Consider the following 26,235-nt stretch of genomic DNA (forward strand, 5'->3'; position numbering starts at 1 on the left):
TCTTTTAAAAATTGAAGTAGAATAAAAGTGTATTTGTAAGGGGTTACAAAATGGGGTGGTAGTTATGAAACGAGTACAAATTTTGATGGTACTTATTGGATGTATTTTATTGTTAACAGGGTTAGTTGTTCATCAATCTTTAGGGGTTATCTTTTTAATTATAGGCGTGACTATGATTTTGTTTGGTATTATCAAAGAAACAGCAAAAAAATAAAACTTAAGATGAATAACTTGATACGCCCGGCTGTTCCATGTAATATATAGTAGAAATGAAACGTATGATATGTCTTTCGGCATATCATTATTTTTATGTGTATAAATAAGAAAGGGTGATCTGCTGTGAGCTTTGCTTCAGAAATGAAAAATGAATTAACCCGAATAGAAGTTGACGATGATTGTGCAAAAGCAGAACTTTCAGCTTTGATTAGAATGAATGGAAACTTAAGCATTTCTAATCAACAATTTGTTATAAATGTTCAAACAGAAAACGCAGCCATAGCACGACGTATATTTTCACTAATAAAAAAATGCTTCGGTGTAGAAGTTGAATTATTAGTAAGAAAGAAAATGAAACTCAAGAAAAACAATATATATATTAGTAGAATTAAAGTTAAAGCAAAAGAAATACTAGATGAACTTGGTATACTGCAAGATGGTATGTTTAAACAAGAAATTGATAAAAGTATTTTAAAAAATGATATTTGTAAAAGAAGCTATTTGCGAGGTGCATTTTTAGCGGGCGGGTCAGTGAACAACCCGGAAACTTCATCATATCATTTAGAAATATTTTCATTATATGAGGAGCATTCAGCAGATTTAACAGCTTTAATGAATCAGTATGAATTAAATTCTAAACAGTTAGAGCGTAAAAAAGGTTACATTAGTTATTTAAAAGAAGCAGAAAAAATCTCGGATTTCTTAAGTTTAATAGGCGGGTATCAAGCGTTGCTTAAATTTGAAGATGTTCGAATTATTAGAGATATGCGTAATTCAGTGAATAGACTTGTAAATTGTGAAACAGCAAATTTAAATAAAACCGTAAGTGCAGCGATGAAACAAGTAGAGAGTATTCAATTAATCGATAAAGAGATTGGAATAGACAATTTACCGGATCGTTTAAGAGAAGTGGCAAGATTAAGGATTGATAACCAAGATGTTTCTATTAAAGAACTTGGAGAAATGGTAAGTACAGGTAAAATTTCTAAATCAGGTATTAATCATAGGTTACGTAAATTAAATGAAATGGCAGATAAAATAAGAAGCGGCGAAACAATTAATTAAGTATATAAATAAAAACGCCTTTCCAAAATAAATTGGAAAGGCGTTTTTTTATTAAAAAATTATTTTATATCTTCAGGATGCATAACATCGTCGATTAAACCATAATCTTTAGCTTCATCAGCTGTTAAGAAGTTATCACGGTCAGTATCTCTTTCAATTTTATCAATTGGTTGACCTGTTCTTTCAGATAAGATGTTGTTTAATTTTTCACGTGTGCGTAAGATATGACGAGCAGCGATTTCAATTTCAGTTGCTTGTCCTTGTGCACCACCAAGTGGTTGGTGAATCATTACTTCACTGTTAGGTAGAGCAAAACGTTTACCTTTTGCACCAGCTGCTAATAGGAATGATCCCATTGAAGCTGCCATACCTATACAAATAGTTTGTACGTCTGGTTTGATGTGTTGGATTGTATCATAGATAGCAAAGCCAGCTGTTACACTACCACCAGGTGAGTTAATGTAAAGATATATGTCTTTTTCAGAGTCTTGAGCTTGTAAGAATAATAATTGTGATACGATTGAGTTCGCTACGTTATCGTCGATAGCAGAACCTAACATAATAATGCGGTCTTTCAATAAACGTGAGTAAATATCATAAGCGCGTTCACCGCGGTTTGTTGTTTCTATAACTGTTGGTATTAAATTCATCAGTTAATCCTCCTTTGAATATGTTAATGACCATATCATACAACACAAAGTCAAACATGGTCAAAATATATGACCTACTGATGAATATTATAACTTAAATAGCTGATTTATACACAGGAAATTTGCGACAATTATTGTCAATGGTTGCATAAATGATATAATAGTTTCCGTAATCAATAAGCTGAGTGCAATGTATAAGCGTGACATCCATATTAAAATATTCGCATCTTTTTTTAATAATGTTTTCTGCTTGGCTGTAAGTCATTATAATCACTCCCTATAATTGATAACTTTATTATATAATGAAGATGTTAAGGCATTATAAATAAACAATTAAGATTTAACTCTCCGTAGTGTAATGGATAACACGCAAGATTCCGGTTCTTGAAATGGGCGTTCAATTCGTCCCGGGGAGGCTATTTTAACTAAAGGATGAGAACATGAACATTAAATTTTACATCGGACGAAATTGTGGTTTGTGTGAAGATGCGAAATATCAACTAGAATTTTTCAAAGAAACTTTTGAAAAGCCTGTTAATATTGAAACAATACATATAGAAGATAATGATTATTTATTGAATGAATACATGCTTAGAATTCCAATTGTCATGTATCAAGATAAAATACTTCAAGAAGGAAATATTGATTTCGTAACATTATTAGAAGAAGTAGAAAAATTAAGCTAAATCAAATTGCTTTTACTTGCAATCAGTTTGCAGTGGGTGTATTATAATAACTGTAAACAGATATTATTTTTTTGACCCACATGGGACAAAAAATGTCTAACCCAGGTTAGAAATTGCCCATCTGTTAATTTGTGAGGAGGGACATGTTTATGGAAGATTTGTTAAAGATACAACATAGACTTGTGCCTGACCTAATTGACAAGATGTATCGACGTTTTAATATTTTATCAACGATTGAGAAGAAGCAACCTATTGGCAGAAGAACATTAAGTGATGTTATGAATATTACTGAACGGGTATTGAGAACAGAGATAGAAATTTTAAAACAGCAAGATTTAATCCGCGTTCAATCTACAGGTATGAAACTAACTGAGACTGGCGAGCACACGTTAGCATCGTTATCTCATTACCTCACATTATATTCAAGTTTCAATCACTTAGAAGATGAGATTTTCAATCAATATGGCGTGAAAGTTCATATCGTAAGAGGTAACTCTGATAAAGATGAAACAGTTAAGGCGGAGATGGGAAATGTAACGGGAGAATTACTTGAACAGTCTTTATATGATAAAGCATCTGTTTCAGTAACTGGTGGATCGACGATGGCTAAAGTTAGTGAGTCATTACATCCATTAGATAAAGACATTTTGTTCACACCAGCTCGTGGCGGCTTGGGAGAAAATGTAGTATTTCAAGCTAATACGATTTGTGCAAGCATGGCAAATAGAACTGGTGGGTCGTATAAGGTCTTGTATGTTCCAGACCAAGTAAGCGAAAGTTCATATGAGACTTTGCTGAAAGAACCAGCTGTTATAGAGGTTCTGGATGCAATTCGTCGCTCGGATTTTATTATTCACGGGATTGGTGATGCGCTGAAAATGGCTGAAAGAAGAAAGTCTTCAGATGAAGTCTTAAGTCAATTGAAACATCATCATGCAGTCGGAGAAGCTTTTGGTTATTATTTTAATGCCAAAGGCGAGGTCGTACATCGTGTCAAAACGATTGGCTTGCAACTAGAAGATTTAGCGACAAAAACAAATATTTTTGCAGTAGCGGGCGGTGCATCGAAAGCAGATGCGATTAAAGCATATCTTGAAATTGCACCGAAGAATACCATTTTGGTAACTGATGAAAGTGCTGCAAAAGCAATAATCAATGCGGAATAAAAGGTTAATAGCCTTTTTCAAATAACAAATTTAAAGGAGGCCATCATAATGGCAACTAAAGTAGCAATTAATGGATTTGGTAGAATAGGTCGTTTAGCATTTAGAAGATTACAAGAAGTAGAAAATATCGAAGTAGTAGCAATCAACGATTTAACAGATGACGCTATGTTAGCTCATTTATTAAAATACGATTCTACACAAGGTCGTTTCAAAGATGAAGTAGAAGTAATTGAAGGCGGATTCCGTGTAAACGGTAAAGAAATCAAAACTTTCGAAAATCCTAACCCTAAAGAATTACCTTGGGGAGACCTAGACATCGATGTAGTATTAGAATGTACTGGTTTCTTCGCTGATAAAGAAAAAGCTCATGCTCACATCGACGCAGGTGCTAAAAAAGTATTAATTTCAGCTCCAGCTTCAGGCGACTTGAAAACAATCGTATACAATGTTAACCATGATGAATTAGACGGTTCAGAAGAAATCGTATCTGGTGCATCTTGTACTACTAACTGTTTAGCTCCAATGGCTAAAGTATTAAATGATGAATTCGGTATCGTTGAAGGATTAATGATGACAATTCATGCTTATACTGGTGACCAAAATACACTAGATGCTCCACATGCTAAAGGTGACTTCCGTCGTGCTCGTGCAGCAGCTGAAAACATCGTACCTAACTCAACTGGTGCAGCTAAAGCAATTGGCTTAGTTATCCCAGAATTAAAAGGTAAATTAGATGGATCAGCTCAACGTGTTCCAGTAGCAACTGGTTCAGTAACTGAATTAACAGCAGTATTAGATAAAGAAGTATCTGTAGAAGAAATCAACGAAGCAATGAAAAATGCTACAAATGATTCATTCGGATACACTGAAGACGAAATCGTTTCTTCTGATGTTATTGGCATCACTTACGGTTCATTATTCGACGCAACTCAAACTCGTGTAATGACAGTTGGAGACCGTCAATTAGTTAAAACTGTTGCTTGGTATGACAACGAAATGTCTTACACTTCACAATTAGTTCGTACTTTAGAATATTTAGCTGCAGAAGCTAACAAATAATTTAATTAAATGAACTAAATAGGTTATGCTTATGAGTAAGCGGGGAGCACAACGCTTCTCCGCTTATTTTTAATCGTTAAGCATTTTCTATTATTCAGAGGAGGAAGACTAGTCATGGCAAAAAAGAATGTTAAAGATATTGACTTAAAAGGTAAAAAGGTACTTGTAAGAGCAGATTTTAATGTACCAATGAAAGACGGAGCAATTACAAATGACAACAGAATCGTTCAAGCGCTTCCTACTATAAAATATATTGCCGAACAAGGCGGTAAAGTTATTTTATTCTCACATTTAGGTAAAGTGAAAACAGAAGAAGATAAAAAAGAATTATCACTTAAACCAGTAGCAGAACGCTTAAGCGAATTATTAAATGAAAAAGTAACATTTGTTCCTGAAACTCGTGGCGAAAAACTAGAAAATGCTATCAATGATTTATCTGAAGGCGGCGTGTTATTATTTGAAAACACACGTTTCGAAGATGTAGATGGCAAGAAAGAATCTAAAAATGATCCTGAATTAGGTAAGTACTGGGCTTCTTTAGGCGATGTATTTATTAATGATGCATTTGGTACAGCACACCGTGAACATGCATCTAACGTTGGCATCGCATCTAATGTTGAAACAGCATCAGGATTCTTAATGGATAAAGAAATTAAATTTATCGGTGGCGTTGTAAATAACCCAGAACGTCCTTTAGTAGCTATTTTAGGTGGTGCTAAAGTTTCAGATAAGATTGGCGTAATTGAAAACTTATTAAATATCGCTGATAAAGTTATTATCGGTGGTGGAATGGCATATACATTCTTTAAAGCACAAGGTAAAGAAATTGGATTATCATTATTAGAAGAAGATAAAATTGATTTTGCTAAAGAATTACTAAATCGTGCAGGAGATAAAATTATCCTTCCAGTAGATTGTAAAGTAGCAAAAGAATTTTCAAATGATGCAAAAATCACTGAAGTTTCTATAGATGAAATCCCATCTGATCAAGAAGCAATGGATATTGGTCCTAAGACAGTAGAATTATTTACTGAAGCTCTAGAAGGGGCTAACACTGTTGTTTGGAACGGTCCAATGGGCGTATTTGAATTCAATAACTTTGCTAAAGGTACAATCGGTGTATGTGAAGCTATCGCAAACTTAAAAGATGCAACTACTATTATCGGTGGCGGAGATTCTGCTGCAGCGGCAATGGACTTAGGATTTGCTGATGACTTTTCACACATTTCAACTGGTGGCGGTGCTTCACTAGAATATCTAGAAGGCAAAGAATTACCAGGTATCGAAGCTATTTCAGAAAAATAATTATAAAAGGAGTTAATATATCATGAGAAAACCAATTATCGCAGGTAACTGGAAAATGAACAAAACAGTTCAAGAAGCAAAAGACTTTGTTAATGATCTTCCAGCTTTACCTGATACAAACGAAGTTGATTCAGTAATTTGTGCACCAACTTTACAATTAGATGCACTTGTTAATTTAACAAAAGAAGGCGTAGCAGAAGGATTACAAATCGGTGCTCAAAATGCTCACTTTGAAGACAGTGGTGCGTTCACTGGTGAAACTTCTCCAGCAGCATTAGAAGATTTAGGCGTAAAATATGTTGTCCTTGGACACTCTGAACGTCGTGAATACTTTGGTGAAACAGATGAAGATGTTAACAAAAAAGCATTAGCTGTATTTTCTCATAATATGACACCAATTATTTGTGTAGGTGAAACTTTAGATGAAAGAGAAGCAGATAAAGCTGAATCAGTAGTAGGCGACCAAGTTGAAGCTGCTCTTAAAGGATTCACTGAAGAACAAGTTAAATCAACAGTTATAGCTTATGAACCTATCTGGGCTATTGGTACTGGTAAATCTTCAACTTCAGAAGATGCTAACCAAATGTGTGCACATGTTCGTAAAGTTGTAGCAAATGCATACTCACAAGAAGCAGCAGATGCACTTCGTGTTCAATATGGTGGTAGTGTTAAACCTGAAAACATTAAAGAATATATGGCTCAATCAGATATCGATGGCGCATTAGTTGGCGGCGCTTCATTAAAAGTTGATTCATTTGTAGCACTATTAGAAGGTGCAAAGTAATGGCTAAACAACCAACAGCACTTATCATACTTGATGGATTTGCAAACCGTGAAGAAGAACATGGTAATGCGGTTAAACAAGCCAACAAACCAAACTTTGATAGATATTACAATAAATATCCACATAACGAATTATCAGCTTGTGGTCTAGATGTTGGACTACCAGAAGGTCAAATGGGTAACTCTGAAGTAGGTCACTTAAATATTGGTGCCGGCAGAGTTGTTTATCAAAGTTTAACTCGTATTAATAAGTCGATAGAAGATGGCGATTTCTTTGAAATTGAAGCATTAAAAGAAGCAATGCAACATGTCGTAAAAAATGATTCAACATTACATTTAATGGGATTATTATCAGACGGTGGTGTTCACAGTCACTACAAACATCTATTTGCTTTACTAGAATTAGCTAAAAAGCAAGGTGTTAAAAAAGTTTATGTACATGGATTCTTAGATGGTCGTGATGTTGATCAAAAATCAGCTATCAGATATATCGAAGAAACTGAAAATAAATTCGAAGAAATAGGCATTGGACAATTTGCTTCTATTTCTGGTCGTTACTATGCAATGGACAGAGATAATCGTTGGGATCGTGAAGAAAAAGCATATAATGCAATGTCTAATGGTGAAGGTCCTGTTTACCCAACAGCTGTTGAAGGTGTTGAAGCAAACTATAAAGAAGGACTTACAGACGAATTTGTTGTGCCATTTATCGTGAAAGATGAAGAAAAAGGCGTTGAAAATAATGGCGTTAACAGTCATGACGCAATGATATTCTTCAACTTCCGTCCCGATAGAGCAGCACAATTAAGCCAAGTTTACACAAACGAGAAATTCGAAGGTTTCGAAATCAAACGTAAACTAGAAGATTTATATTTCGTAACGTTCACAAATTATAGTGATGATGTGTTTGCTGAAGTAGCTTTCAAACCAGTTGATATTAAAAATACAATCGGTGAAGTTGCTGAGAAGAACAATTTAAATCAATTACGAATTGCTGAAACTGAAAAATTCCCACATGTAACTTACTTTATGAGTGGTGGTTCACATGCTGAATTTAACGGTGAACGTCGTGTGCTAATTGACTCACCAAAAGTAGCAACATATGATTTAAAACCTGAAATGAGTGCTTACGAAGTTAAAGATGCTTTAATCGGTGAATTAGATAAAGGTGATTTAGATTTAATCATTTTAAACTTTGCTAACCCGGATATGGTTGGTCATAGTGGAATGCTTGAGCCAACTATTAAAGCTATCGAAGCAGTAGATGAATGTCTAGGTGAAGTAGTAGATAAAATATTATCTATGAATGGTACGGCAATTATAACAGCTGACCATGGTAACTCTGATGAAGTATTAACAGATACTGAATCACCAATGACTACACATACAACAAACCCTGTTCCTGTTATTGTAACTAAAGAAGGGGTAGAAGTAAGAAGTGGTGGCAGACTAGCAGATTTAGCACCAACACTTATTGACTTACTAGGAGTAGAACAACCAGAAGATATGACTGGTGAATCATTAATTAAAAAATAATTAACTATTATGAAAAAGGAGTTTTAAATATGCCAATTATTACAGATATTTATGCACGCGAAGTATTAGATTCACGTGGTAACCCAACAGTAGAGGTAGAAGTATTAACAGAAAGTGGTGCTTTTGGTAGAGCATTAGTACCTTCAGGCGCTTCAACTGGTGAATATGAAGCAGTTGAATTACGTGACGGAGACAAAGATCGTTACTTAGGTAAAGGTGTACTTAAAGCAGTAGAAAATGTTAACGAAATTATTGCACCAGAAATTATCGAAGGTGAAATTTCAGTTTTAGAACAAGTATCAATCGATAAATTAATGATTGCTTTAGATGGTACGCCAAACAAAGGTAAATTAGGCGCAAATGCTATCCTTGGTGTTTCAATCGCAGTAGCTCATGCAGCTGCAGATTTCTTAGGACAACCTTTATACAAATATCTTGGTGGATTCAACGGTGTTCAATTACCAGTTCCAATGATGAACATTGTAAACGGTGGTTCACACTCTGACGCACCAATTGCTTTCCAAGAGTTCATGATTTTACCGGTAGGTGCAGAATCATTCAAAGAAGCATTACGTTGGGGAGCTGAAATCTTCCATAACTTAGCTAAAATCTTGAAATCTCGTGGTTTAAACACAGCAGTAGGCGACGAAGGTGGATTCGCTCCTGAATTCGAAGGTACTGAAGATGGCGTTGAAACTATCTTAGAAGCTATTAAAGCTGTTGGCTTAGAGCCAGGTAAAGATGTAGTTTTAGGATTTGACTGTGCAGCTTCAGAATTCTTCGAAAACGGCGTATATGACTATGCTAAATTCGAAGGTGAACACGGTGTTAAACGTTCAAGCGAAGAACAAGTTGATTTCTTAGAAGAGTTAGTTAACAAATATCCTATCATCACTATTGAAGACGGTATGGACGAAAACGACTGGGACGGATGGAAAATCCTTACTGACCGTATCGGAGACCGCGTTCAATTAGTAGGTGACGACTTATTCGTTACAAATACTGAAAAATTATCAGAAGGTATCGAAAAAGGTATCGGTAACTCAATCTTAATCAAAGTTAACCAAATCGGTACATTAACTGAAACATTCGAAGCTATCGAAATGGCTCAAAAAGCTGGTTACACTGCAGTTATTTCTCACCGTTCAGGAGAAACTGAAGATACTACAATTTCAGATATCGCAGTTGCTACTAATGCTGGTCAAATTAAAACTGGTTCATTATCTAGAACTGATCGTATTGCTAAATACAATCAATTATTACGTATCGAAGATGAATTATATGAAACTGGTAAATTTGAAGGTATAAAAGCTTTCTATAACTTATCTAAATAATTGTGCATTTAATATAAAATGATTCACAAAATATGAGACTAGTATGAATATATCTATTCTCAAAATTAAACCATCGATTTGTTGGATTTCACATTATCTAACAGATTGGTGGTTTTTTTATATTAAAACAAACTATTTTTACAGTAACGCTTTAACGCTTTAAATTAAATGTGTCATTATCATTCCATTACGTGTTAAAATGGGCTATAATATAGAGAATTATGTTTATAGGAGGATTTCACAGATGACGATTAATTTAAAAAGTGCAAAATCACCTTGGTCTAGTTTAGATGGTGTAGAAAAATTAAGTTTGCATCCAACAGATCAAGTATTTAATAAAGAAATTATTATACCAGGGAGTAAAAGTGTAACGAATCGTGCTTTTATTTTAGCAGGGTTTAGTAAAGGTACTTCAAAGTTATCTGGTTATCTTAAAAGTGATGATACTTATTGGTGCATGGAAACATTAAAGAAATTAGGAGCAACTTTCGAGTTTGAAGGAGATTCAATCAATATTACTGGTGTAGATATGGAAAGTCTTCCAGAAGAACAAACAGTATTCATTGGTTCAGCAGGCACGACCGCTCGATTTTTACCTGGCATTTTAGGGACACAAGATAAAAGTGAAATTACTATCACTTCTACGGAACAATTAGCCGGTAGACCACATAAAACTTTACATGATGCACTTATCCAATTAGGAGTAGAAGTCTCTTATATTGAAGAAGAAGGCCAACTTCCAGTCAAAATTAAAGGGACACCTGAAACTGGTGGTAAAGTCATGATAGCAGGCGATAAATCTAGTCAGTTTATTAGTGGATTATTACTTGCTGCACCATTGTTTAATCAACCAACAGAAATTGAATTAACAACAGAGATAGTACAAAGTGCATACGTAGATATCACGATAGAATTAATGGAACAATTTGGGATAAGCGTAGAAGTCTCAGATGACTATAAACATATGAAGGTTGAAAAAGGTTCTTATCAAGCGACTAATTTACCTTTAGAAGCCGATTTATCAACTGCTTGTTATTTTATGGCTCTAGCAGCTCTGAACAAATCGACAATTAAGATTAATCATTTGAACTTAAAAACCCATCAACCTGATTTAGAAGTTGTAGACATTTTAGAAAAAATGGGTGCTACTGTTAAAAAAGGTGAAGATTATGTCGTTATCACTGGTCCAGAACAGCTCAAAGGTAATTTAACAATCGATATGAATGCATGTTCAGACCAAGCACTTACAATCGGTACATTAGCAGCGTTTGCGGATGGTCCAATTACAATTACTGGTGTTGAACATATACGTAATCATGAGTGTAATAGAGTTGAAGCTTTAACTGAAAGCTTAACTAAGCTAGGGATTAACATACAAGAACATCAAGATGGATGGACGATTCAGCCAGGTGAGATTCAAAGTGCTACATTGGATACATTTGATGACCACCGAGTAGCTATGTCTCTTAGTTTAGTAGGCACAAAAGTAGATGGTATAACACTGCTTGACCCAGCATGTGTATCAAAGACTTGTCCAACGTACTTTGAAATGTTAAAATCTTTAGGCATGTCAATAGATTATGACTAATGAAAACTTGAGTGCATTTTGTAAATGTGCTATAATGCTACTGTTATAATAGACAGGAGGACCGAGTCCATGCATACATTTTTAATCGTCTTATTAATCATAGATTGTATTGCATTGATTACCGTTGTATTACTTCAAGAAGGTAAAAGTACCGGTTTATCAGGTGCAATTAGTGGTGGAGCAGAACAATTATTTGGTAAACAAAAGCAACGTGGAATAGATTTAGTTTTACACAGAACAACAATCATTCTAGCGATTTTATTTTTCTTAATTATGTTAGCAATAACTTACTTTAAAATGTAGTGGTCCGACGGGTAATGTCGGACTTTTTTATTTGTTTGCAAGTGAAAAAAAGATACAATAGAGTTAAATAGAGTAAAAGGATGGTCGATCATGAGAATTCAATTACCTAAACCTTTCTTCTTTGAAGAAGGTAAACGCGCAGTATTACTTTTGCATGGATTTACAGGTAATTCATCAGACGTTAGACAATTAGGACGTTTCTTACAGAAAAAAGGATATACATCATATGCTCCGCATTATGAAGGTCATGGAAGACCACCAGAAGAAATATTAGAATCAAGCCCATATGTATGGTTTAAAGATTGCTTAGATGCATATGATTTTCTTGTGGAAAAAGGGTATACTGAAATAGCAGTAGCTGGACTATCATTGGGTGGCGTTTTTAGCTTAAAATTAAGTTTAAATCGTGATGTGAAAGGTATAGTAACTATGTGTTCTCCTATGTACATTAAGACAGAAGGTACTATGTTTGAAGGTGTACTAGATTATGCAAGAGAATTTAAAAAATATGAAGGTAAACCAAGTGAACAAATTGAAGAAGAAATGAAACATTTTCATCCGACAGACACTTTAACTGAATTGCAAAATACTATTCAAGCAGTTAGAGATCAAGTTGATGAAGTATTTGATCCTTTATTTGTAGTACAAGGCAAGCTTGATCAAATGATAAATCCTGATTCTGCTAATATTATTTATAATTCATCTTCATCTGATGATAAATATATTAAGTGGTATGAAGAATCTGGTCATGTTATAACAATCGGACAAGAAAAAGAGAAAGTATTTGAAGACGTATATCAATTCTTAGAATCATTAGATTGGTCCGAATAAGACACAATATAAAAACAAGAAAGGAGGCCCGCTATGAATCTAAGAGAAGAAGTTGAACAAATCATAAATGAGAAAGACTACACGCCCATGACGGTAAGTGAATTTCAAGACGTAATGGGATTAAGTAACGCTGATTCATTTAAAGAATTAATAAAAGTTCTAGTTGATTTAGAACAAACGGGTCAACTAGAAAGAACAAAGACGGATAGATATAAAAAGAAAAGAGATAAATCAGATTTAGTTAAAGGGAAGCTTAGCCAACATAAAAAAGGTTTTGCATTCTTAAGACCTGAAGATGATACAATCGAAGATATTTTTATACCACCAAATCAAATTAATAAAGCGATGGACGGCGATGAAGTATTAGTAGAAGTCGTTCCATCACGTGGAGACCACAAAGGTAAAATTGAAGGAAGAGTTAAGGCTATTACGACACGTAATATTACGCAAGTAGTTGGTACTTATACTGAAGCTAAACACTTTGGTTTCGTATTGCCAGATGATAAACGTATTACACAAGACATTTTTATCCCAAAAGGTAAAAATTTAGGCGCTGTTGAAGGGCATAAAGTACTTGTAGAAATTACGGAATATGCAGATGGTACTCATAATCCTGAAGGCCACGTTAAAGCAATTTTAGGCCATAAAAATGATCCTGGTGTTGATATTCTATCTATTATTTACCAACATGGAATCAATATAGAGTTTCCGGATAGTGTAATAGAAGAAACTAAAAAAGTTCCAGACAAAATTAAGCCAGAAGAAACTAAAAATAGACGTGATTTAAGAGATGAATTAACAATCACTATTGATGGTGCGGATGCTAAAGACTTAGATGACGCTGTATCTGTAAAAGCATTAGATAATGGATTAACAGAGTTAACAGTAAGTATCGCTGATGTAAGTTATTATGTAACTGAAAATAGTGAGTTAGATAAAGAAGCTTATGACCGAGGCACTAGTGTGTATCTTGTAGATAGAGTTATTCCAATGATACCTCACAGACTAAGTAATGGTATTTGTTCATTAAATCCAAATGAAGACCGTCTTACTTTAAGCTGTAGAATGGAAATTGATCAACAAGGTGAAGTTGTTCGCCATGAGATTTTTGAAAGTGTCATTCATTCAGATTATAGAATGACTTACACTGATGTAAATAGCATCATTGAGAACAAAGACCCTGAAATTAGAGAGAAATTTGCTGAAATCACACCTATGCTTGATTTAGCTAACCAATTATCACAACAATTAATTGCTAAACGTAAAAAACGTGGTGAAATTGATTTTGATATTAAAGAAGCTCAAGTATTAGTTGATGAAGACGGTATTCCAACAGATATTCAAGTTAGAGAAAGAAATGACGCTGAAAGATTAATCGAAAGCTTTATGTTATCTGCTAACGAAACAATCGCAGAACATTTCAGTAAATTAGAATTACCATTCATTTATCGTGTACACGAAAATCCAAAAGAAGAACGTTTAAATCAATTCTTTGAATTTATTACGAACTTTGGTATTACAGTTAAAGGTACAAGCGAAGATATTCATCCATCTACACTACAAAAAATTGTTCAAGAAGTAGCTGGTGAAAAAGAAGAAATGGTAATTGCTACTTTAATGTTAAGAAGTATGCAACAAGCAAGATATAGTGAAGAAAACTTAGGTCACTTCGGTTTATCAGCTGATTATTATACACATTTTACTTCACCAATTAGAAGATACCCAGATTTAATTGTGCATAGACTCATTCGTAAATATTTAATCGATAAATCAATGAATGATAAACAAATTAGACATTGGGAAGAAGTATTACCTGAAATTGCAGATCATACATCTACACGTGAAAGAAGAGCGATAGATGCAGAACGTGATACAGATGATCTGAAGAAATCAGAGTATATGATTCAACATGTTGGAGAAGTTTATACTGGTATAATCAGTTCAGTAGCTAACTTCGGTATGTTTGTAGAATTAGAGAACACTATCGAAGGTATGGTACACATTTCTAACTTAACAGATGATTATTATAATTTTGATGAACGCAGTATGGCTATTATTGGTGAAAGACAAGCTAAAGTCTTTAGAATCGGTGATAAAGTAGAAGTCAAAGTTATAAATGTTAATGTTGATGAAAGAATGATTGATTTCCAAATCGTAGGTATGCCAATAGCTGAAAAGAATCGTGAAAAACTCGCAAGAGAAAAGACAATAAAAGCTAAAAAACGTGGACCATCAAAGGAAAACGATAAAAATAATAAGCATAAAAAAGGCAGAGCAAAAGGTAAACAAGGCGATAAAAATAATAAACCTTTTTATAAAGCAAAAGCCGTTAAAAAGAATGCAAGACGTAAGAAAAAATAGAAAGTAGGTGATGGATGTGCCAAAAGTACACAACAAACCTTTAGCACAAAATCGTAAAGCAAGCCATGATTATACAATAGAAGATACGGTTGAAGCGGGAATTGTATTACAAGGTACAGAAATCAAATCCATTCGCCGAGGTAGTGCAAACTTAAAAGATTCATATGCACGTGTATACAACGGAGAAATGTACGTTTACAATATGCATATTGCACCGTATGAAGAAGGTAACCGTTATAATCATGATCCATTAAGAAATCGAAAACTGCTCTTAAAAAGAAAAGAAATCGATAAATTATATGGTATCTCAAAAGAAAAAGGGTATTCATTAATACCGCTTAAACTATATATTAAACACGGTTACTGTAAAGTTCTTTTAGGGATAGCAAGAGGTAAACGAGATTATGATAAACGTCATGCGCTGAAAGAAAAAGAAGCAAAACGTGATGTAGAAAGAGCAATGAAGCATCGATATTAAGCAATTATATTGATTAATCAATAAAAAATTGTTATTATTAAATATACTTCTGCTAAAAGGAAGTATATTTCTTATTCAGGGGACGTTACGGATTCGACAGGGGTCCCCGAGCTTATGAAGCGTGTCGGAGGGTTGTCTCCGTCATCAACACAACAGTTATAATAACTGGCAAACAACAAAACTTAGCAGTAGCTGCGTAATAGCACTCTGCATCACCTAACAGCATCGCCTATGTGCTGTTAACGTGATTCAACTTAAGTAGGATACGCTCGTCACTGCCGTTTGAAGTCTGACGAGAAGAGATTAATCAAACTAGCGTTGTAATAGGGTGTCAGTCCCCTGATACAACGCGAAACAATAAAGACTAGACTACGCACGTAGAAACATTTGTATCAGGATCTCTGGACGCGGGTTCAACTCCCGCCGTCTCCACTACATAGCTCTCAACCATTGTGGTTGAGGGTTTTTTATTTTGGTTGCCACAGATATGCCACAGTAAAGATAAAAACACCCTTATTTTAGGGTGTTAGAATTATTTTCTATTAATACTTTATACTGTTTTAAGGTATAATCTATAAGTTTTTCTTCTTTAATTTTCCTCCTTTGTATATCCTCGAGAATGAGAGTACCACAATATAATTATAATATTAAAAAATATTGCTCTTTTCTGATAAGTAATATATCATATATTTACAAAATTAAAACGGATAAAATTTATGGCTGAATACAAGACACCAAAAATGGTAGACGTTAAGAAAGTGCTTGCAATGGGAAGACACTAATCTCATTACATGAGGCGTAGATGTTAATCTATGCCTTATTATTTTGAAAAGTGGGAGAAATAAATGTTATGTAGGCAAGATTGTTTAGCATACGATATTTATTAATACTATCAATGATTTGAAGTACAATGTAAATTCCAAACTATTAAAACAGACGTTTTCTAAGAAAAAAGCATCGCCTACATATTTAAAGGAGTTGTATAGTTAATATGAAAAAATTATATATAGTTTCACTTTTGAGGGGTATTACTATAGGTTTTTATGCTCCTATTTGGATTATCTATTTATATAATTCTGGATATAATCTTTTTTTATTAGGAGTAATAGGAACCATTTTTGAAATAATGAAATTTATATTTGAGATTCCTTCTGGGGCTATTTCTGATAAATTTGGAATTAAATATAATCTGATAACTTCTTTTATATGCCTTTCAATTACTTGGTTTTTATTTCCATTTTCTTCTAATGGAATGATACTAATTATATTGTTACTAACTTGGACTTTGTCAGAGACATTATTTTCAGGAACATTTGAATCATGGATCAATCAAGAAGTAAGACAAAGTGAATTTTCAAGAACACTTTTCAATAATACAAAGATATTTATATTATTCATCATTATAATTTCTCCTTTGTCAGGACTTTTATATAAAGTGAATGAATTCTTGCCATTCGTATTAGCTGCAATAAGTTCATTAATACTAACTTTATATTTAAGCGTTTTTGTAAAGATTAGAAAAAACAAACCACATGCAATCGAAGTAAATGATAGCTCCATAGTTGATATTATCAAAAATGCAAGCGTTACAATGCTAAAAAATAAACGAACATTGAACATTATAATAGCCAGTTTTTTCTTTGCTTTTGTCATAGATACTATTGATAGATATTGGCAACCCTATTTTAAACATATATACATAGATGAAGTAACATTTGGTTTTGTCACTACATTAGGAGGTATTGCTTTATTATTCCTTTTACATATATTTTCGGTATTTGATAAACAACTAAATCAAATACCGGAAAAATATAATGTTTTAATCACGCTTATAGCTATATTATTGATTTTATTATTATCAATAGGAAAAAAGATTGTTGCGTTTTTCAGTGTTTCTTTAGTAACAATAACAGATGATTTAATGAATACTTTAATTAATAATGCTTTAAATCAAGAAATGTCAGATAAATCAACAAGTATGGCAACTATATTCTCTTTAAATGGTGCTTCCGGAGCACTAGGTGAAATTCTATCAGGAATAATCTTTGGTTTTATAATCTTAAAACTAGGTTATAATTTAACTTTTGTTTTTTGTTCTGTTCTATTAGTAATACCATTGCTACTTTATATTTACAATGTTAAATTACAAAATAAAAATATTAATTCAAAAAATGTTTAAAGTTTTTGGTGATAGAAAATTAGGAGACGTTTTCGTAAAATCTTGAATCAAATATAATAAGATTAATAAAGATGTCTAAATGACAAAATACAGTGAAGCTGAGTTCCTATAATAGAAACATTGTTTAGAAGGTTAGGTATAAGTGAAAGGGTTGGGAGCGGTAGGATAATTATATAAAAAATATTATTGAGCAAAACCAGAAGAATCCAGAAATAAAAGAGATAATGCAGGAGCTAGTTTTAATAGGTGGAAAAATGAAACTAATGTAGAAAATGTAGGTCATTTTATTAGTGAAGCAATAAAAGTGTTAAATGATATGGTAGGTTAAAATAATAAGAAGTAAAAATTGCAAGAATTATATTATCTAATGAAGTGATGACTGTGACAAAAAAATAACCATCTCTAACTTTGACCGGTTTTGATGGTTATTTTAAATAATTTTATAAACTAAGTCACCGTCTTTTTAACGGGCTCATAAGGGCGATACATGTATGTGTATCGTCCTTTATATATAAAATATCATAATTTACATATATTGTCTATTTGAAATAATAAATGTGTTTCATAATGTAACTATATTAGATCTGATGATTAATAACTCTATTGAATTAAAAATTTAAAATCTGCACGGATTCAAGCAATTTTATGCGTTTTCTATAAATATACAAAAATTGGTAATGAAGATAAAATATTAATGTGAGCAAGTTGGATAGATGGTGGCTAATCTTGTATAAATGGGGCGATGCCTATGAAATATGGTTTAACTCCTAGAAAGGTGTAATATTGACTGATTATGAATTACTGATGATTGTCATATCAATCATTGGTTTAGTATTAATTAGTAAGAAAGACCATAAAAAATAACCATCTCTAACTTTGACCGGTTTTGATGGTTATTCAATAATTTATTAAAACGAGGCCACCGTCTTTTTAACGGGCTCATAAGGGCGATGCATGTATGTGCGTCGTCCTTTTTCTATATTTAAATTACCACATTTTACATATATTGTATATATATTTTGTTACTTATTAGCCTAGTGATAACTATCAACTTATTCAATAATTGTCTTACTCTCACGATTATTAAAACATTCTCTTATTTGTTTTTCGGTAATTCTCTTAGTTGATAGTTTTGGTAATTGATCAATATCAAAATATTGTACCGAACTTGTTTCTATACTTGTTGTTAGGTTTCCACTTAATCTTTTACAATAATAAACTAACTTATAATAGTGTGCTAATGAATTTTCTGGATTAGACTTATTAGTATCATATACTGCAATAAGATTGGATACAGAAACTGATAAACCAGTCTCTTCTATCACTTCTTTCACTACATTTTCTACTGGGGAAGTTCCTACGTCAGCAAAACCTCCAGGTAACGACCAAGATTTTGTTTTAGGATCTTCTACTAATAAAACTTTATTGTCTTTATCTAAAATTAAAGCTCTTACATCAATTTTAGGTGTAGGATAACCAGCTTCCTTTTCTAATGTTAAGTTCTTGTTATTGCTCTGAGAATTTATGAATTCTTGAGTTATATCAAAAATTTCATTGAACCTCTCTACGTCATATGGGTCCTTAGAATAATTAATACCAGAGTTTGAAATAGCTAATAACTTTTGGAAAAATTGTTTACTATCCATAATTACACCTCAATTCCTTTAAGTATATATTATCTTAAATAGAAATTATGGACTAATCATAAGTCTATAAAAAGAAAGTTGGTAAATAACTAGTGTGTAATTAATAGTTGAAATATTTATAATTAATAACAATAAAAAATTAAATAATTTAATTACACCTATTAATTTACTGATAAAACATATATTATTGAAGGTAATATATGTAAGGGGGCGAGTTTGAATGGGAAATAATAATCAAAAACCGAGTAGTAGTAAAGGATGGCTTTGGGCATTATTAGGCTGTTTAGGTGGAGTAATAATTATAATGTTAATTATCGCAGTGGTAGTAATGTTATTCTTCAAAGGTGTAGATGAAGGGATTAATGGAACAGAAGAAGAAAAAAATAAACGTACTAAAATTGCAGATGAGAAATTTAAAATCGGAGATACAGTTAAAGCAGATGGCGTAGATATTACATTAGAGAAAGCTGAATTTGTAACACCATCAGATGAATATTCAAGTAATCCTGATAACGGAAAAGCTTTAAAAGTTTATCTAAAATTTAAGAATAATAATGAAGATCAAATTTTAATTCAAGATGCTGATTTTAGTATGAAAGCAGGTGGTGAAAACTATGAATTATGGTATGGGAACGGGGATACTAGCGATGGTTTTTCACATCAATTGAACAAAGAAAATACTGGTTCTGGTTATGTAACATTTGATGTTCCTGAAAATGATAATTACACTTTAGAAATGGATTTTACACCTAATTTCAATACGGTTAAAGCAAAATGGGAAATAGATAAAAAAGATATAAATTTAGCTAATAACAGTTATAAGCAATCTAGTGAAAATCCAACCAATGAATCAACTGAAGATTCAGCTTATGATAATTCGGACGATGAAACATCTGATGAAATAGACGATGAAGCAGTTACACGTGATAATGTCATGGACTTTGTGGAGGATTATGAAGATGAAACATTAGATACGGATACTTATACATTTAAAGAGCCAGAAAAAAGAAATGATGGAAGTTGGGGATTTGCTTTCTATACTAAAGATGGTGACTTAGCTGGGTCTTATATTGTAGATGAAGACGGAATGGTTAGTAAATTTGATGAAGATGGAATTGAAGAATAACACATTAAATCATATCAATATGATTTTTATAAGTGATATGTTTGATAAGTAAACATTATTAAAGGGGGAACATGTAATGAAAAAGTTATTTATTTTATTATTTGCAAGTTTATTAGTATTAGGGGCATGTGGACAAAAAGAAGAAACCTCATCTAAATCAGAAACCACAAAACAATCAAATAATAAAGAAAATAAAAAGCAAGATGATAAAAAAGATAAAGATAAGGAAAAGGATAATAAACAAGATAGTTCTAATGAATCAGAAGCAGATACAGAAGAAGAACAGTCTGCTGAAGAAAATGAAAATACAGATGGCCAAGAAGAAATTGAGAATAGTGAACAAACAAATAACGAAAATGAATCAGAAAATAGAGCATTAACTAAAGAAGAAATATCAAAACAAATAAAAAGCGGGGTTAATGTAGATGGTATGGTAGACGCAGATGGGGACACATGGTATCAGGCACCTGGTAACGGTGATGTTGTGGGGTATGTAAAGCCTGATGGGACACAATGTACAGTTGGAGGATGCGTAACTCCTGAACAACAAGAGAAAATGGACGAAGAAGAAGATTTAGATATGCAAGATGATGAACCTGATGATGTTAACGCCGAAATCAATGCAGCTGAGACTGAAGATGAGTATATAGACGCTTTACGTAAAAAATATAATGGTGGTTTATCTTCTGCTGAAATACAAACTAAAACAGCAATTGAACAAGGTTATTATGAAGGTGACGATGCCGAAGATGTTTACAAAGAAATAGAGGAGAGAGAATCTGAAATTGAATCAGGTAAATATGATCACTATAATAAATAAAGTTAATATGAGTTTAAATATCAACTAAAGTAAAACCTAATGTGACAATAATATTCGTTTAAAAACATCAAGGTGTTTGGTAGCATTAATATAAACCTTTAAGGAGGGAATATTATGTTTCTAGATGTGTTCGGATACTTATTGGGTTCTGGTTTTTTAATACTTGGTATTTGTGCTTTGTATTTTATGTCTTATGAGATGTATGAAGTTTTTACAAAAGGTGAGAAAACTGTAAGTTTCAAGGGAACTACTTACTTTGCATTAGGTTCTGTATTTTGTGGAGTGGTTTTGATTATTATGGCAAACGTTCTTTGAATTTATTAAAATATACGTAAAACACTCCAAAAGTTTAACTTTTGGAGTGTTTATTTTTATATATCATCCTCTAATATATTCGTATTCTTTATAGAGAATCCTGTGATTTTATCGGAAAATGCTGCAAATAGTGCTGCTAAAATTACATAGACGATTGATCCGATTATATAATGTGTTTCTAAATCAGTGATTAATAGGTATGTTTCTGCAAGTAATAACACAACAGAAATACCGATTAAAGTTTTGAGTAATGCTGGTGGCAGTTTGATAGGTGCATTAGCGTATGCTTCTGGGTATAGCTTAGGTAATCGTCCTGCTGCAACTACTGGGAACATAAATACGATTAATGAAAGGCTTGTTCCAAGTTGTGCTACTACGTTTAGCGACACGTTTGTTAAAATTGGTACTGCTCCAATGATATAGAAAATAGTGAGTAACCAATGTGGTGTTCCAAATTTTTCGTTTACTGCTCCTAATTTCTTAGGTAAGACGCCATCTTGTGTGGCTACATATAAACTTTTTGTTACCCAAGTGAATGTTGCGTTTAATGTTGTTGCTAGAGCAAACATGGCACCACCTACAATGAAGATAACAAATACAGGTTTTGGTAATACTTCATTAGCTACTGCTGTTAAAGGTTGACCTGCAACTTGTTCAATAGGTAAGACACCTACTGCAACTGCAGCAATTAAAGCATAGAAGAACCCGATTAGTACTGTAGATCCTATAATGACGATAGGTAAATCTCGTCGAGGATTCTTCATTTCTCCACCTAATTCCGCAACGAATTGTGCACCTCCAGTTGCAAAACCTACCAATCCAATTGCAGTAAAGAAGCCTGTGAACCCTGCTGGAAACATTGTTTCTGGTTGGAAAACTGTATAATCTACTTTAGGTAATCCAAAAACAACGAAACAACTTAATGAAAGGATTAAAATAATAACCATCCATTTATTAATGATAGAAGCTGTTTTTACACCAACTAAATTCACAATAAATAGTAATGTTAATAAACTAAAAGCAATTGGTGTGATAGGTGCTTCCGGTAAAACGCCTTGTAAATATTGTGCAAAGGAAATAGCATACATTGCTAATGTAATTTGCATCAATGTAAACATGCATAGCCAAAATACACCAATTTTTGGTGATAACAACCGACTGGTATATTTATATAAACCTCCTGTAGTAGGGAGTGTTCCTCCTAAAATAGCAATTGGTGACATCGCAATAATACCAAGTAATGAAGAAATTATATAAGCTAAAGTCACACCGCTACCAGACATTTGAATACCTATGCCAGTCATGGTCATAATCCCTGAACCGATAACTTGTCCTAGTGCGATACCCATGACATCACCTAGGCCTAAATTCTTCTTTAAATGAGTTGATTCAGACATAAGCGCCTCCGTGTATATGTATAATTAATAATTCATACTTCTAAACTAAGATAAAAGTACCACAAGTTATTATAGTCCAATTGAGAGAAATTATCAATTGGAACTTTGGCTTTTATATAAGTATAGTTATTTTTGAATTCCATGGGTTTTATTATTTACTTTTCTAACCTAAATATACTTATTGCTAGACCAATTAAGACTGTACCAATAGCGTAATCTAGCATACTTTTGATTTTTACATTATTAAAAATTTGTCTAATATAGTTAAATAAAAAGCTACATAAGAAGAACCAAATAAAAACAGTTAATATGAATAAAGAGGAAAGTACTAGAATCTGCATTGATCCATCTTCTTTAGTTATAAATTGAGGTAAAATGCTGACATAAAATAAAATTGCTTTTGGATTAAAAATAGTACTTATAAAACCTTGTTTATAAGACAATCTAAGTTTCATATCTGTTTTTACATCTTTATCAGTACTAATATTAAAGGCTTTTTTCGCATTTAAAATTGTTTTAATGCCTAGATATGCAATATATATTGAACCTAAAATCTTTATAACTGTAAAAACATAATAAGATGTCGTTAAAATAAATATTAATCCAAATGCTGCAAGTGCTGAATAAAAAACATGTGCACTTGAGATACCCAAACCAGCCATAATACCGTTTTTCGCATTACCTTTTAATGTGTTATTCAATACAATGAAAAAGTCAGGGCCTGGTATTATGATGATCATTAAAGATATTACGATGAAGCTTAACCAATTATCCATATATTTACACCTCTCTATTGATTAATGTTTCTCACAAATATATCAAAAACTAGTTTGAATAACTATATTATTTATAAAATAACTATATTTATTTTATAATTTGGTTTAAGTAAGTATAGTAGTTATAATCATCATAGATGAATAAGAGATTATATATGAATACAATTAGAAATGAGGATTAATATGAAAATAGGTAAATATTCGGTTGATTCAGTATGGCTAAGTATTATTTTAGGCTTTATATTTGTAGCTTTAGTATCCCCGTTTATGTGGGTTTCAGTTTTAGTATTAATAATCTTTGCGATAAAGAAAGATAAAATTAAAGAAGAAGAATGAAGTAAGTCTTTAGAATTACTAAGTATATAATTGTATTTATATTTCACCATGGCTTATTAACTTTTTAGTCGTTTGTTTTCTAAAACAAACGGCTATTTTTAATGTCTTTTTATATACATATTCTACAAATAATGATTTTGATAGGTTTATATAAAAATAATCATTAAATTTAAAGAAAATTAAAAAAATAGTTATTAATTAGTGTAAAATCTGTTATTATTACTTTAATGAATATATTTTAGGAGAGTAAGTTATGAAAAAAGGATGTTTATGGTTTTGTTTTGTAATCTTCATGCTTTTTATTTTAATAGGAGCTTGTAGTGATGATGATGTGAATAAAGATGATAAGAGTCAAGTACGCGAAGAGAATAAGAAGCAAAATGATGACAAACAAAAGAAAGATGAAAAAGCTCATAAAGAAAAATCTGAGAAAAAAGAAACAGATAAAAAAGAGAAAACTAATTATACTAAGAAAGATTCAAAGGATGAAAAGAAAGAAGTAGAGAATGCTACGCAAGATTCAAATAAAGAAGAAAAAAAGACATTCACACCTGGTACGACTGATAGAATACCTGTGGAACTTTCATCAACAGTAGACGGGGATACTGCTAAGTTTATATATAATGGTAAAGAAGGATCGTTTAGATTTTTATTAATAGATACGCCTGAAACGAAGCACCCTAGAATTGGGAAACAGCCGTTTGGTCAAGAAGCTTCTGATAGAACGAAATCGTTACTCATGAACGCTAACAAAATCGAAGTTGAGTTTGATGTAGGTGAGAAACAAGACAAGTATCAAAGATATTTAGCTTATATATATGTTGATGGTGAAATGGTAAACGAAATATTAGTTAGAGAAGGTTTGGCGAAAGTAGCGTATGTTTATCCTCCTAACACACGTTATCTAGATCGATTGGAAAGTGCGCAGGCTGTAGCTAAAGAACAGAAATTAGGTATTTGGAGTTTAGATAGTGCTTTTGAAGAAGCTAATAATACAGAAGCAAATACAAATTCAAACACTTCTAATAACAATACAACGACAAATGTTCCTGCCTCTCAACCAGAGACTCAACAATCACAAGGTAAAGAATTTTATAAAAACTGTACTGAACTAAGAAAAGTATATCCAAACGGTGTACCAAGTACTCATCCAGCATATTTACCAAAACTTGATAGAGACAAAGATAACTTTGCATGTGAAGCAAATTAAAATAAAACTATAAAAAATAAAAGAAAACCTATTAAAGTTATTTTAAACTTTGATAGGTTTTTTATTCCACGTTTCATATATGCTTAAATAGTATTAATATAAAAAAGAGTCATATATTACTTTTAAAGAGCAGGAGTGAGACAACATGAACATAAGAATGTTTGAAACAAAAGATGCTGAAGAAATAAGCGAATTAATTATACATACACTTAGAACAACGAATGTTAAAGATGAGCCTGTTGAAGAAATTGAGAAAGTAGTTAGTACGATGACACCAGAAGCTATTATAGAAAGAGCAAGTTTTACTAACTTTTATGTCTTTGAAGAAGAATCTAAAATCGTTGGAACAGGCGCTATTGGACCGTACTGGGATAGTGAAACTGAGAGCAACTTATTTACAATATTTGTTTCACCAGATTATCAAGGTAAGGGAATAGGAAAGTTAATCATTCAAACATTAGAAAGTGATTTTTACTTTAAACGAGCTGAGCGCATAGAAATACCCGCTTCTATCACTGCCGTACACTTCTATAGAAAATATGGATATGATTATAAAGACGGTATTAAAGAACCAGATGATGAAGGACTTTTAAGACTAGAAAAGTTTAAACACAATTAATATATAGACTAAAAAAGATGGGTATATAATATACATAAGAACTGTAAAAAATTAGGATTTTTTAAGGAGAGATGTTAAATGCAAAGAATGAAGAAGCGAACGATTTTTATGGAAGTGGTATCAGATATTTTATTTGAAATACCAGGTATATTAATGCTTATACCAAGATTTTTTATCTGGGTTGGAAGAGTTATCTCTAAAATATTCTAGTAGTATAATTAATTTGTATACAAAAAATGAAGAGATAAATAAGATATTAATATAAATAAATGTGTAACCTTCTTAATTGTTGGGTATGTACTGATAAAGGTATAAAATAATCCGAAAACAAGGAGTTAAACAATATGCAAAGTATTATCAAACGAATTTTTAGATATATTAGTGTAGCAGTCATAATGAGGTTAATACGTAAATTAATAAATAAAGGTTCTAATAAAAAGGGTAATTAGG

26 protein-coding genes and 1 other RNA gene are annotated in these 26,235 nt (G+C 32.3%); 23 read left to right on the forward strand and 4 right to left on the reverse strand.

The window, feature by feature from the left end:
• The first annotated feature begins 64 nt into the window (after window positions 1–64).
• On the forward strand, window positions 65–214 hold the full coding sequence (locus LQ688_RS03505; protein WP_017000783.1) for a hypothetical protein: 150 nt from the start codon (window positions 65–67) through the stop codon (window positions 212–214).
• A gap of 125 nt (window positions 215–339) precedes the next feature.
• Window positions 340–1,281 (forward strand): DNA-binding protein WhiA, encoded by a 942-nt coding sequence (gene whiA / locus LQ688_RS03510; protein ID WP_017000782.1) that lies wholly within the window; start codon window positions 340–342, stop codon window positions 1,279–1,281.
• Between the two features lie 59 nt (window positions 1,282–1,340).
• On the opposite strand, the gene clpP is transcribed toward whiA, so the two are convergent.
• Window positions 1,341–1,931 (reverse strand): ATP-dependent Clp endopeptidase proteolytic subunit ClpP, encoded by a 591-nt coding sequence (gene clpP / locus LQ688_RS03515; protein ID WP_017000781.1) that lies wholly within the window; start codon window positions 1,929–1,931, stop codon window positions 1,341–1,343.
• A gap of 440 nt (window positions 1,932–2,371) precedes the next feature.
• Here clpP and LQ688_RS03520 point away from each other — a divergent pair, with 440 nt between their 5' ends.
• The 14 genes from LQ688_RS03520 to LQ688_RS03585 all read left to right on the forward strand — a co-directional run bounded on the left by LQ688_RS03520 (window position 2,372) and on the right by LQ688_RS03585 (window position 17,540).
• On the forward strand, window positions 2,372–2,617 hold the full coding sequence (locus LQ688_RS03520; protein ID WP_017000780.1) for a glutaredoxin family protein: 246 nt from the start codon (window positions 2,372–2,374) through the stop codon (window positions 2,615–2,617).
• Window positions 2,618–2,766: 149 nt separating this feature from the next.
• Window positions 2,767–3,783: a sugar-binding transcriptional regulator gene (locus LQ688_RS03525; RefSeq protein ID WP_017000779.1), complete on the forward strand. Its 1,017-nt coding sequence runs from the start codon at window positions 2,767–2,769 to the stop codon at window positions 3,781–3,783.
• A gap of 48 nt (window positions 3,784–3,831) precedes the next feature.
• The gene (gap, locus tag LQ688_RS03530; RefSeq protein WP_017000778.1) at window positions 3,832–4,842 is read left to right on the forward strand and encodes a type I glyceraldehyde-3-phosphate dehydrogenase; all 1,011 of its coding nucleotides are present in this window, start codon (window positions 3,832–3,834) and stop codon (window positions 4,840–4,842) included.
• 114 nt (window positions 4,843–4,956) lie between these two features.
• Entirely contained in the window at window positions 4,957–6,147 is a 1,191-nt protein-coding gene (locus LQ688_RS03535; RefSeq protein WP_064204482.1) for a phosphoglycerate kinase, read from the forward strand.
• A 22-nt stretch (window positions 6,148–6,169) separates the two neighbouring features.
• Entirely contained in the window at window positions 6,170–6,931 is a 762-nt protein-coding gene (gene tpiA, locus LQ688_RS03540; protein ID WP_239724798.1) for a triose-phosphate isomerase, read from the forward strand.
• A complete protein-coding gene (gene gpmI / locus LQ688_RS03545) occupies window positions 6,931–8,466 on the forward strand; it encodes a 2,3-bisphosphoglycerate-independent phosphoglycerate mutase (RefSeq protein ID WP_239724797.1) in 1,536 nt (511 codons plus the stop codon). Before tpiA ends, gpmI begins: the two co-directional genes overlap by 1 nt.
• A 29-nt stretch (window positions 8,467–8,495) precedes the next feature.
• Entirely contained in the window at window positions 8,496–9,800 is a 1,305-nt protein-coding gene (gene eno, locus LQ688_RS03550; RefSeq protein ID WP_017000774.1) for a phosphopyruvate hydratase, read from the forward strand.
• A gap of 244 nt (window positions 9,801–10,044) precedes the next feature.
• Window positions 10,045–11,388, forward strand: a complete 1,344-nt coding sequence (aroA, locus tag LQ688_RS03555) for a 3-phosphoshikimate 1-carboxyvinyltransferase (protein WP_182093801.1) — start codon at window positions 10,045–10,047, stop codon at window positions 11,386–11,388.
• A gap of 69 nt (window positions 11,389–11,457) precedes the next feature.
• Entirely contained in the window at window positions 11,458–11,691 is a 234-nt protein-coding gene (secG, locus tag LQ688_RS03560; RefSeq protein ID WP_017000772.1) for a preprotein translocase subunit SecG, read from the forward strand.
• Between the two features lie 90 nt (window positions 11,692–11,781).
• Window positions 11,782–12,522: an alpha/beta hydrolase gene (locus LQ688_RS03565; RefSeq protein WP_239724796.1), complete on the forward strand. Its 741-nt coding sequence runs from the start codon at window positions 11,782–11,784 to the stop codon at window positions 12,520–12,522.
• Window positions 12,523–12,555: 33 nt separating this feature from the next.
• The gene (gene rnr / locus LQ688_RS03570; protein WP_064204479.1) at window positions 12,556–14,883 is read left to right on the forward strand and encodes a ribonuclease R; all 2,328 of its coding nucleotides are present in this window, start codon (window positions 12,556–12,558) and stop codon (window positions 14,881–14,883) included.
• Window positions 14,884–14,893: 10 nt separating this feature from the next.
• Window positions 14,894–15,361: an SsrA-binding protein SmpB gene (smpB, locus tag LQ688_RS03575; RefSeq protein WP_037539407.1), complete on the forward strand. Its 468-nt coding sequence runs from the start codon at window positions 14,894–14,896 to the stop codon at window positions 15,359–15,361.
• 78 nt (window positions 15,362–15,439) lie between these two features.
• Window positions 15,440–15,796: a transfer-messenger RNA gene (ssrA, locus tag LQ688_RS03580) on the forward strand.
• A gap of 556 nt (window positions 15,797–16,352) precedes the next feature.
• Window positions 16,353–17,540, forward strand: coding sequence for an MFS transporter (locus tag LQ688_RS03585; RefSeq protein WP_239724795.1), 1,188 nt, complete (start codon window positions 16,353–16,355; stop codon window positions 17,538–17,540).
• A gap of 1,052 nt (window positions 17,541–18,592) precedes the next feature.
• Here the strand turns inward: LQ688_RS03585 and LQ688_RS03590 are convergent.
• A complete protein-coding gene (locus LQ688_RS03590) occupies window positions 18,593–19,186 on the reverse strand; it encodes an NUDIX hydrolase (protein ID WP_017000763.1) in 594 nt (197 codons plus the stop codon).
• Between the two features lie 220 nt (window positions 19,187–19,406).
• Here LQ688_RS03590 and LQ688_RS03595 point away from each other — a divergent pair, with 220 nt between their 5' ends.
• From LQ688_RS03595 to LQ688_RS03605, 3 genes are all read left to right on the forward strand, one after another.
• Window positions 19,407–20,312, forward strand: a complete 906-nt coding sequence (locus tag LQ688_RS03595) for a DUF4352 domain-containing protein (RefSeq protein WP_239724794.1) — start codon at window positions 19,407–19,409, stop codon at window positions 20,310–20,312.
• Window positions 20,313–20,388: 76 nt separating this feature from the next.
• Window positions 20,389–21,132 (forward strand): hypothetical protein, encoded by a 744-nt coding sequence (locus LQ688_RS03600; RefSeq protein ID WP_239724793.1) that lies wholly within the window; start codon window positions 20,389–20,391, stop codon window positions 21,130–21,132.
• A gap of 114 nt (window positions 21,133–21,246) precedes the next feature.
• Entirely contained in the window at window positions 21,247–21,447 is a 201-nt protein-coding gene (locus LQ688_RS03605) for a hypothetical protein (RefSeq protein WP_017000761.1), read from the forward strand.
• A gap of 56 nt (window positions 21,448–21,503) precedes the next feature.
• Here LQ688_RS03605 and LQ688_RS03610 read toward each other — a convergent pair whose 3' ends face one another.
• Both LQ688_RS03610 and LQ688_RS03615 read right to left on the reverse strand, forming a co-directional pair.
• Entirely contained in the window at window positions 21,504–22,844 is a 1,341-nt protein-coding gene (locus LQ688_RS03610) for an APC family permease (RefSeq protein ID WP_064211740.1), read from the reverse strand.
• A gap of 155 nt (window positions 22,845–22,999) precedes the next feature.
• Window positions 23,000–23,620, reverse strand: coding sequence for a LysE family translocator (locus tag LQ688_RS03615; RefSeq protein WP_017000759.1), 621 nt, complete (start codon window positions 23,618–23,620; stop codon window positions 23,000–23,002).
• Window positions 23,621–23,803: 183 nt separating this feature from the next.
• On the opposite strand from LQ688_RS03615, the gene LQ688_RS03620 reads away from it, so the two are divergent.
• From LQ688_RS03620 to LQ688_RS14000, 4 genes are all read left to right on the forward strand, one after another.
• A complete protein-coding gene (locus LQ688_RS03620) occupies window positions 23,804–23,956 on the forward strand; it encodes a hypothetical protein (RefSeq protein WP_239724792.1) in 153 nt (50 codons plus the stop codon).
• 253 nt (window positions 23,957–24,209) lie between these two features.
• Complete coding sequence (locus tag LQ688_RS03625) at window positions 24,210–25,166, forward strand: thermonuclease family protein (protein WP_239752627.1); 957 nt, start codon at window positions 24,210–24,212, stop codon at window positions 25,164–25,166.
• Between the two features lie 145 nt (window positions 25,167–25,311).
• Entirely contained in the window at window positions 25,312–25,785 is a 474-nt protein-coding gene (locus LQ688_RS03630) for a GNAT family N-acetyltransferase (protein ID WP_239724790.1), read from the forward strand.
• A gap of 78 nt (window positions 25,786–25,863) precedes the next feature.
• Window positions 25,864–25,995 (forward strand): hypothetical protein, encoded by a 132-nt coding sequence (locus LQ688_RS14000; RefSeq protein ID WP_256933706.1) that lies wholly within the window; start codon window positions 25,864–25,866, stop codon window positions 25,993–25,995.
• The last annotated feature ends 240 nt before the right edge of the window (window positions 25,996–26,235 follow it).

Origin of the sequence: Mammaliicoccus sp. J-M40 (genome assembly GCF_022386395.1) — a bacterium.
Classification (GTDB): domain Bacteria; phylum Bacillota; class Bacilli; order Staphylococcales; family Staphylococcaceae; genus Mammaliicoccus; species Mammaliicoccus lentus.

Bases quoted from the DNA above. Each gene is read 5' to 3' on its own strand.
- LQ688_RS03590 (WP_017000763.1), bottom strand. From the start codon at position 19,186: ATGGATAGTAAACAATTTTTCCAAAAGTTATTAGCTATTTCAAACTCT.
- rnr (WP_064204479.1), top strand. From the start codon at position 12,556: ATGAATCTAAGAGAAGAAGTTGAACAAATCATAAATGAGAAAGACTAC.
- LQ688_RS03630 (WP_239724790.1), top strand. From the start codon at position 25,312: ATGAACATAAGAATGTTTGAAACAAAAGATGCTGAAGAAATAAGCGAA.
- smpB (WP_037539407.1), top strand. From the start codon at position 14,894: ATGGATGTGCCAAAAGTACACAACAAACCTTTAGCACAAAATCGTAAA.
- secG (WP_017000772.1), top strand. From the start codon at position 11,458: ATGCATACATTTTTAATCGTCTTATTAATCATAGATTGTATTGCATTG.
- LQ688_RS03620 (WP_239724792.1), top strand. From the start codon at position 23,804: ATGAAAATAGGTAAATATTCGGTTGATTCAGTATGGCTAAGTATTATT.
- LQ688_RS03615 (WP_017000759.1), bottom strand. From the start codon at position 23,620: ATGGATAATTGGTTAAGCTTCATCGTAATATCTTTAATGATCATCATA.
- LQ688_RS03595 (WP_239724794.1), top strand. From the start codon at position 19,407: ATGGGAAATAATAATCAAAAACCGAGTAGTAGTAAAGGATGGCTTTGG.
- LQ688_RS03525 (WP_017000779.1), top strand. From the start codon at position 2,767: ATGGAAGATTTGTTAAAGATACAACATAGACTTGTGCCTGACCTAATT.
- LQ688_RS03610 (WP_064211740.1), bottom strand. From the start codon at position 22,844: ATGTCTGAATCAACTCATTTAAAGAAGAATTTAGGCCTAGGTGATGTC.
- LQ688_RS03505 (WP_017000783.1), top strand. From the start codon at position 65: ATGAAACGAGTACAAATTTTGATGGTACTTATTGGATGTATTTTATTG.
- clpP (WP_017000781.1), bottom strand. From the start codon at position 1,931: ATGAATTTAATACCAACAGTTATAGAAACAACAAACCGCGGTGAACGC.
- LQ688_RS03535 (WP_064204482.1), top strand. From the start codon at position 4,957: ATGGCAAAAAAGAATGTTAAAGATATTGACTTAAAAGGTAAAAAGGTA.
- eno (WP_017000774.1), top strand. From the start codon at position 8,496: ATGCCAATTATTACAGATATTTATGCACGCGAAGTATTAGATTCACGT.
- LQ688_RS03585 (WP_239724795.1), top strand. From the start codon at position 16,353: ATGAAAAAATTATATATAGTTTCACTTTTGAGGGGTATTACTATAGGT.
- LQ688_RS03600 (WP_239724793.1), top strand. From the start codon at position 20,389: ATGAAAAAGTTATTTATTTTATTATTTGCAAGTTTATTAGTATTAGGG.
- LQ688_RS03625 (WP_239752627.1), top strand. From the start codon at position 24,210: ATGAAAAAAGGATGTTTATGGTTTTGTTTTGTAATCTTCATGCTTTTT.
- LQ688_RS03520 (WP_017000780.1), top strand. From the start codon at position 2,372: ATGAACATTAAATTTTACATCGGACGAAATTGTGGTTTGTGTGAAGAT.
- gap (WP_017000778.1), top strand. From the start codon at position 3,832: ATGGCAACTAAAGTAGCAATTAATGGATTTGGTAGAATAGGTCGTTTA.
- LQ688_RS03605 (WP_017000761.1), top strand. From the start codon at position 21,247: ATGTTTCTAGATGTGTTCGGATACTTATTGGGTTCTGGTTTTTTAATA.
- tpiA (WP_239724798.1), top strand. From the start codon at position 6,170: ATGAGAAAACCAATTATCGCAGGTAACTGGAAAATGAACAAAACAGTT.
- LQ688_RS03565 (WP_239724796.1), top strand. From the start codon at position 11,782: ATGAGAATTCAATTACCTAAACCTTTCTTCTTTGAAGAAGGTAAACGC.
- aroA (WP_182093801.1), top strand. From the start codon at position 10,045: ATGACGATTAATTTAAAAAGTGCAAAATCACCTTGGTCTAGTTTAGAT.
- LQ688_RS14000 (WP_256933706.1), top strand. From the start codon at position 25,864: ATGCAAAGAATGAAGAAGCGAACGATTTTTATGGAAGTGGTATCAGAT.
- gpmI (WP_239724797.1), top strand. From the start codon at position 6,931: ATGGCTAAACAACCAACAGCACTTATCATACTTGATGGATTTGCAAAC.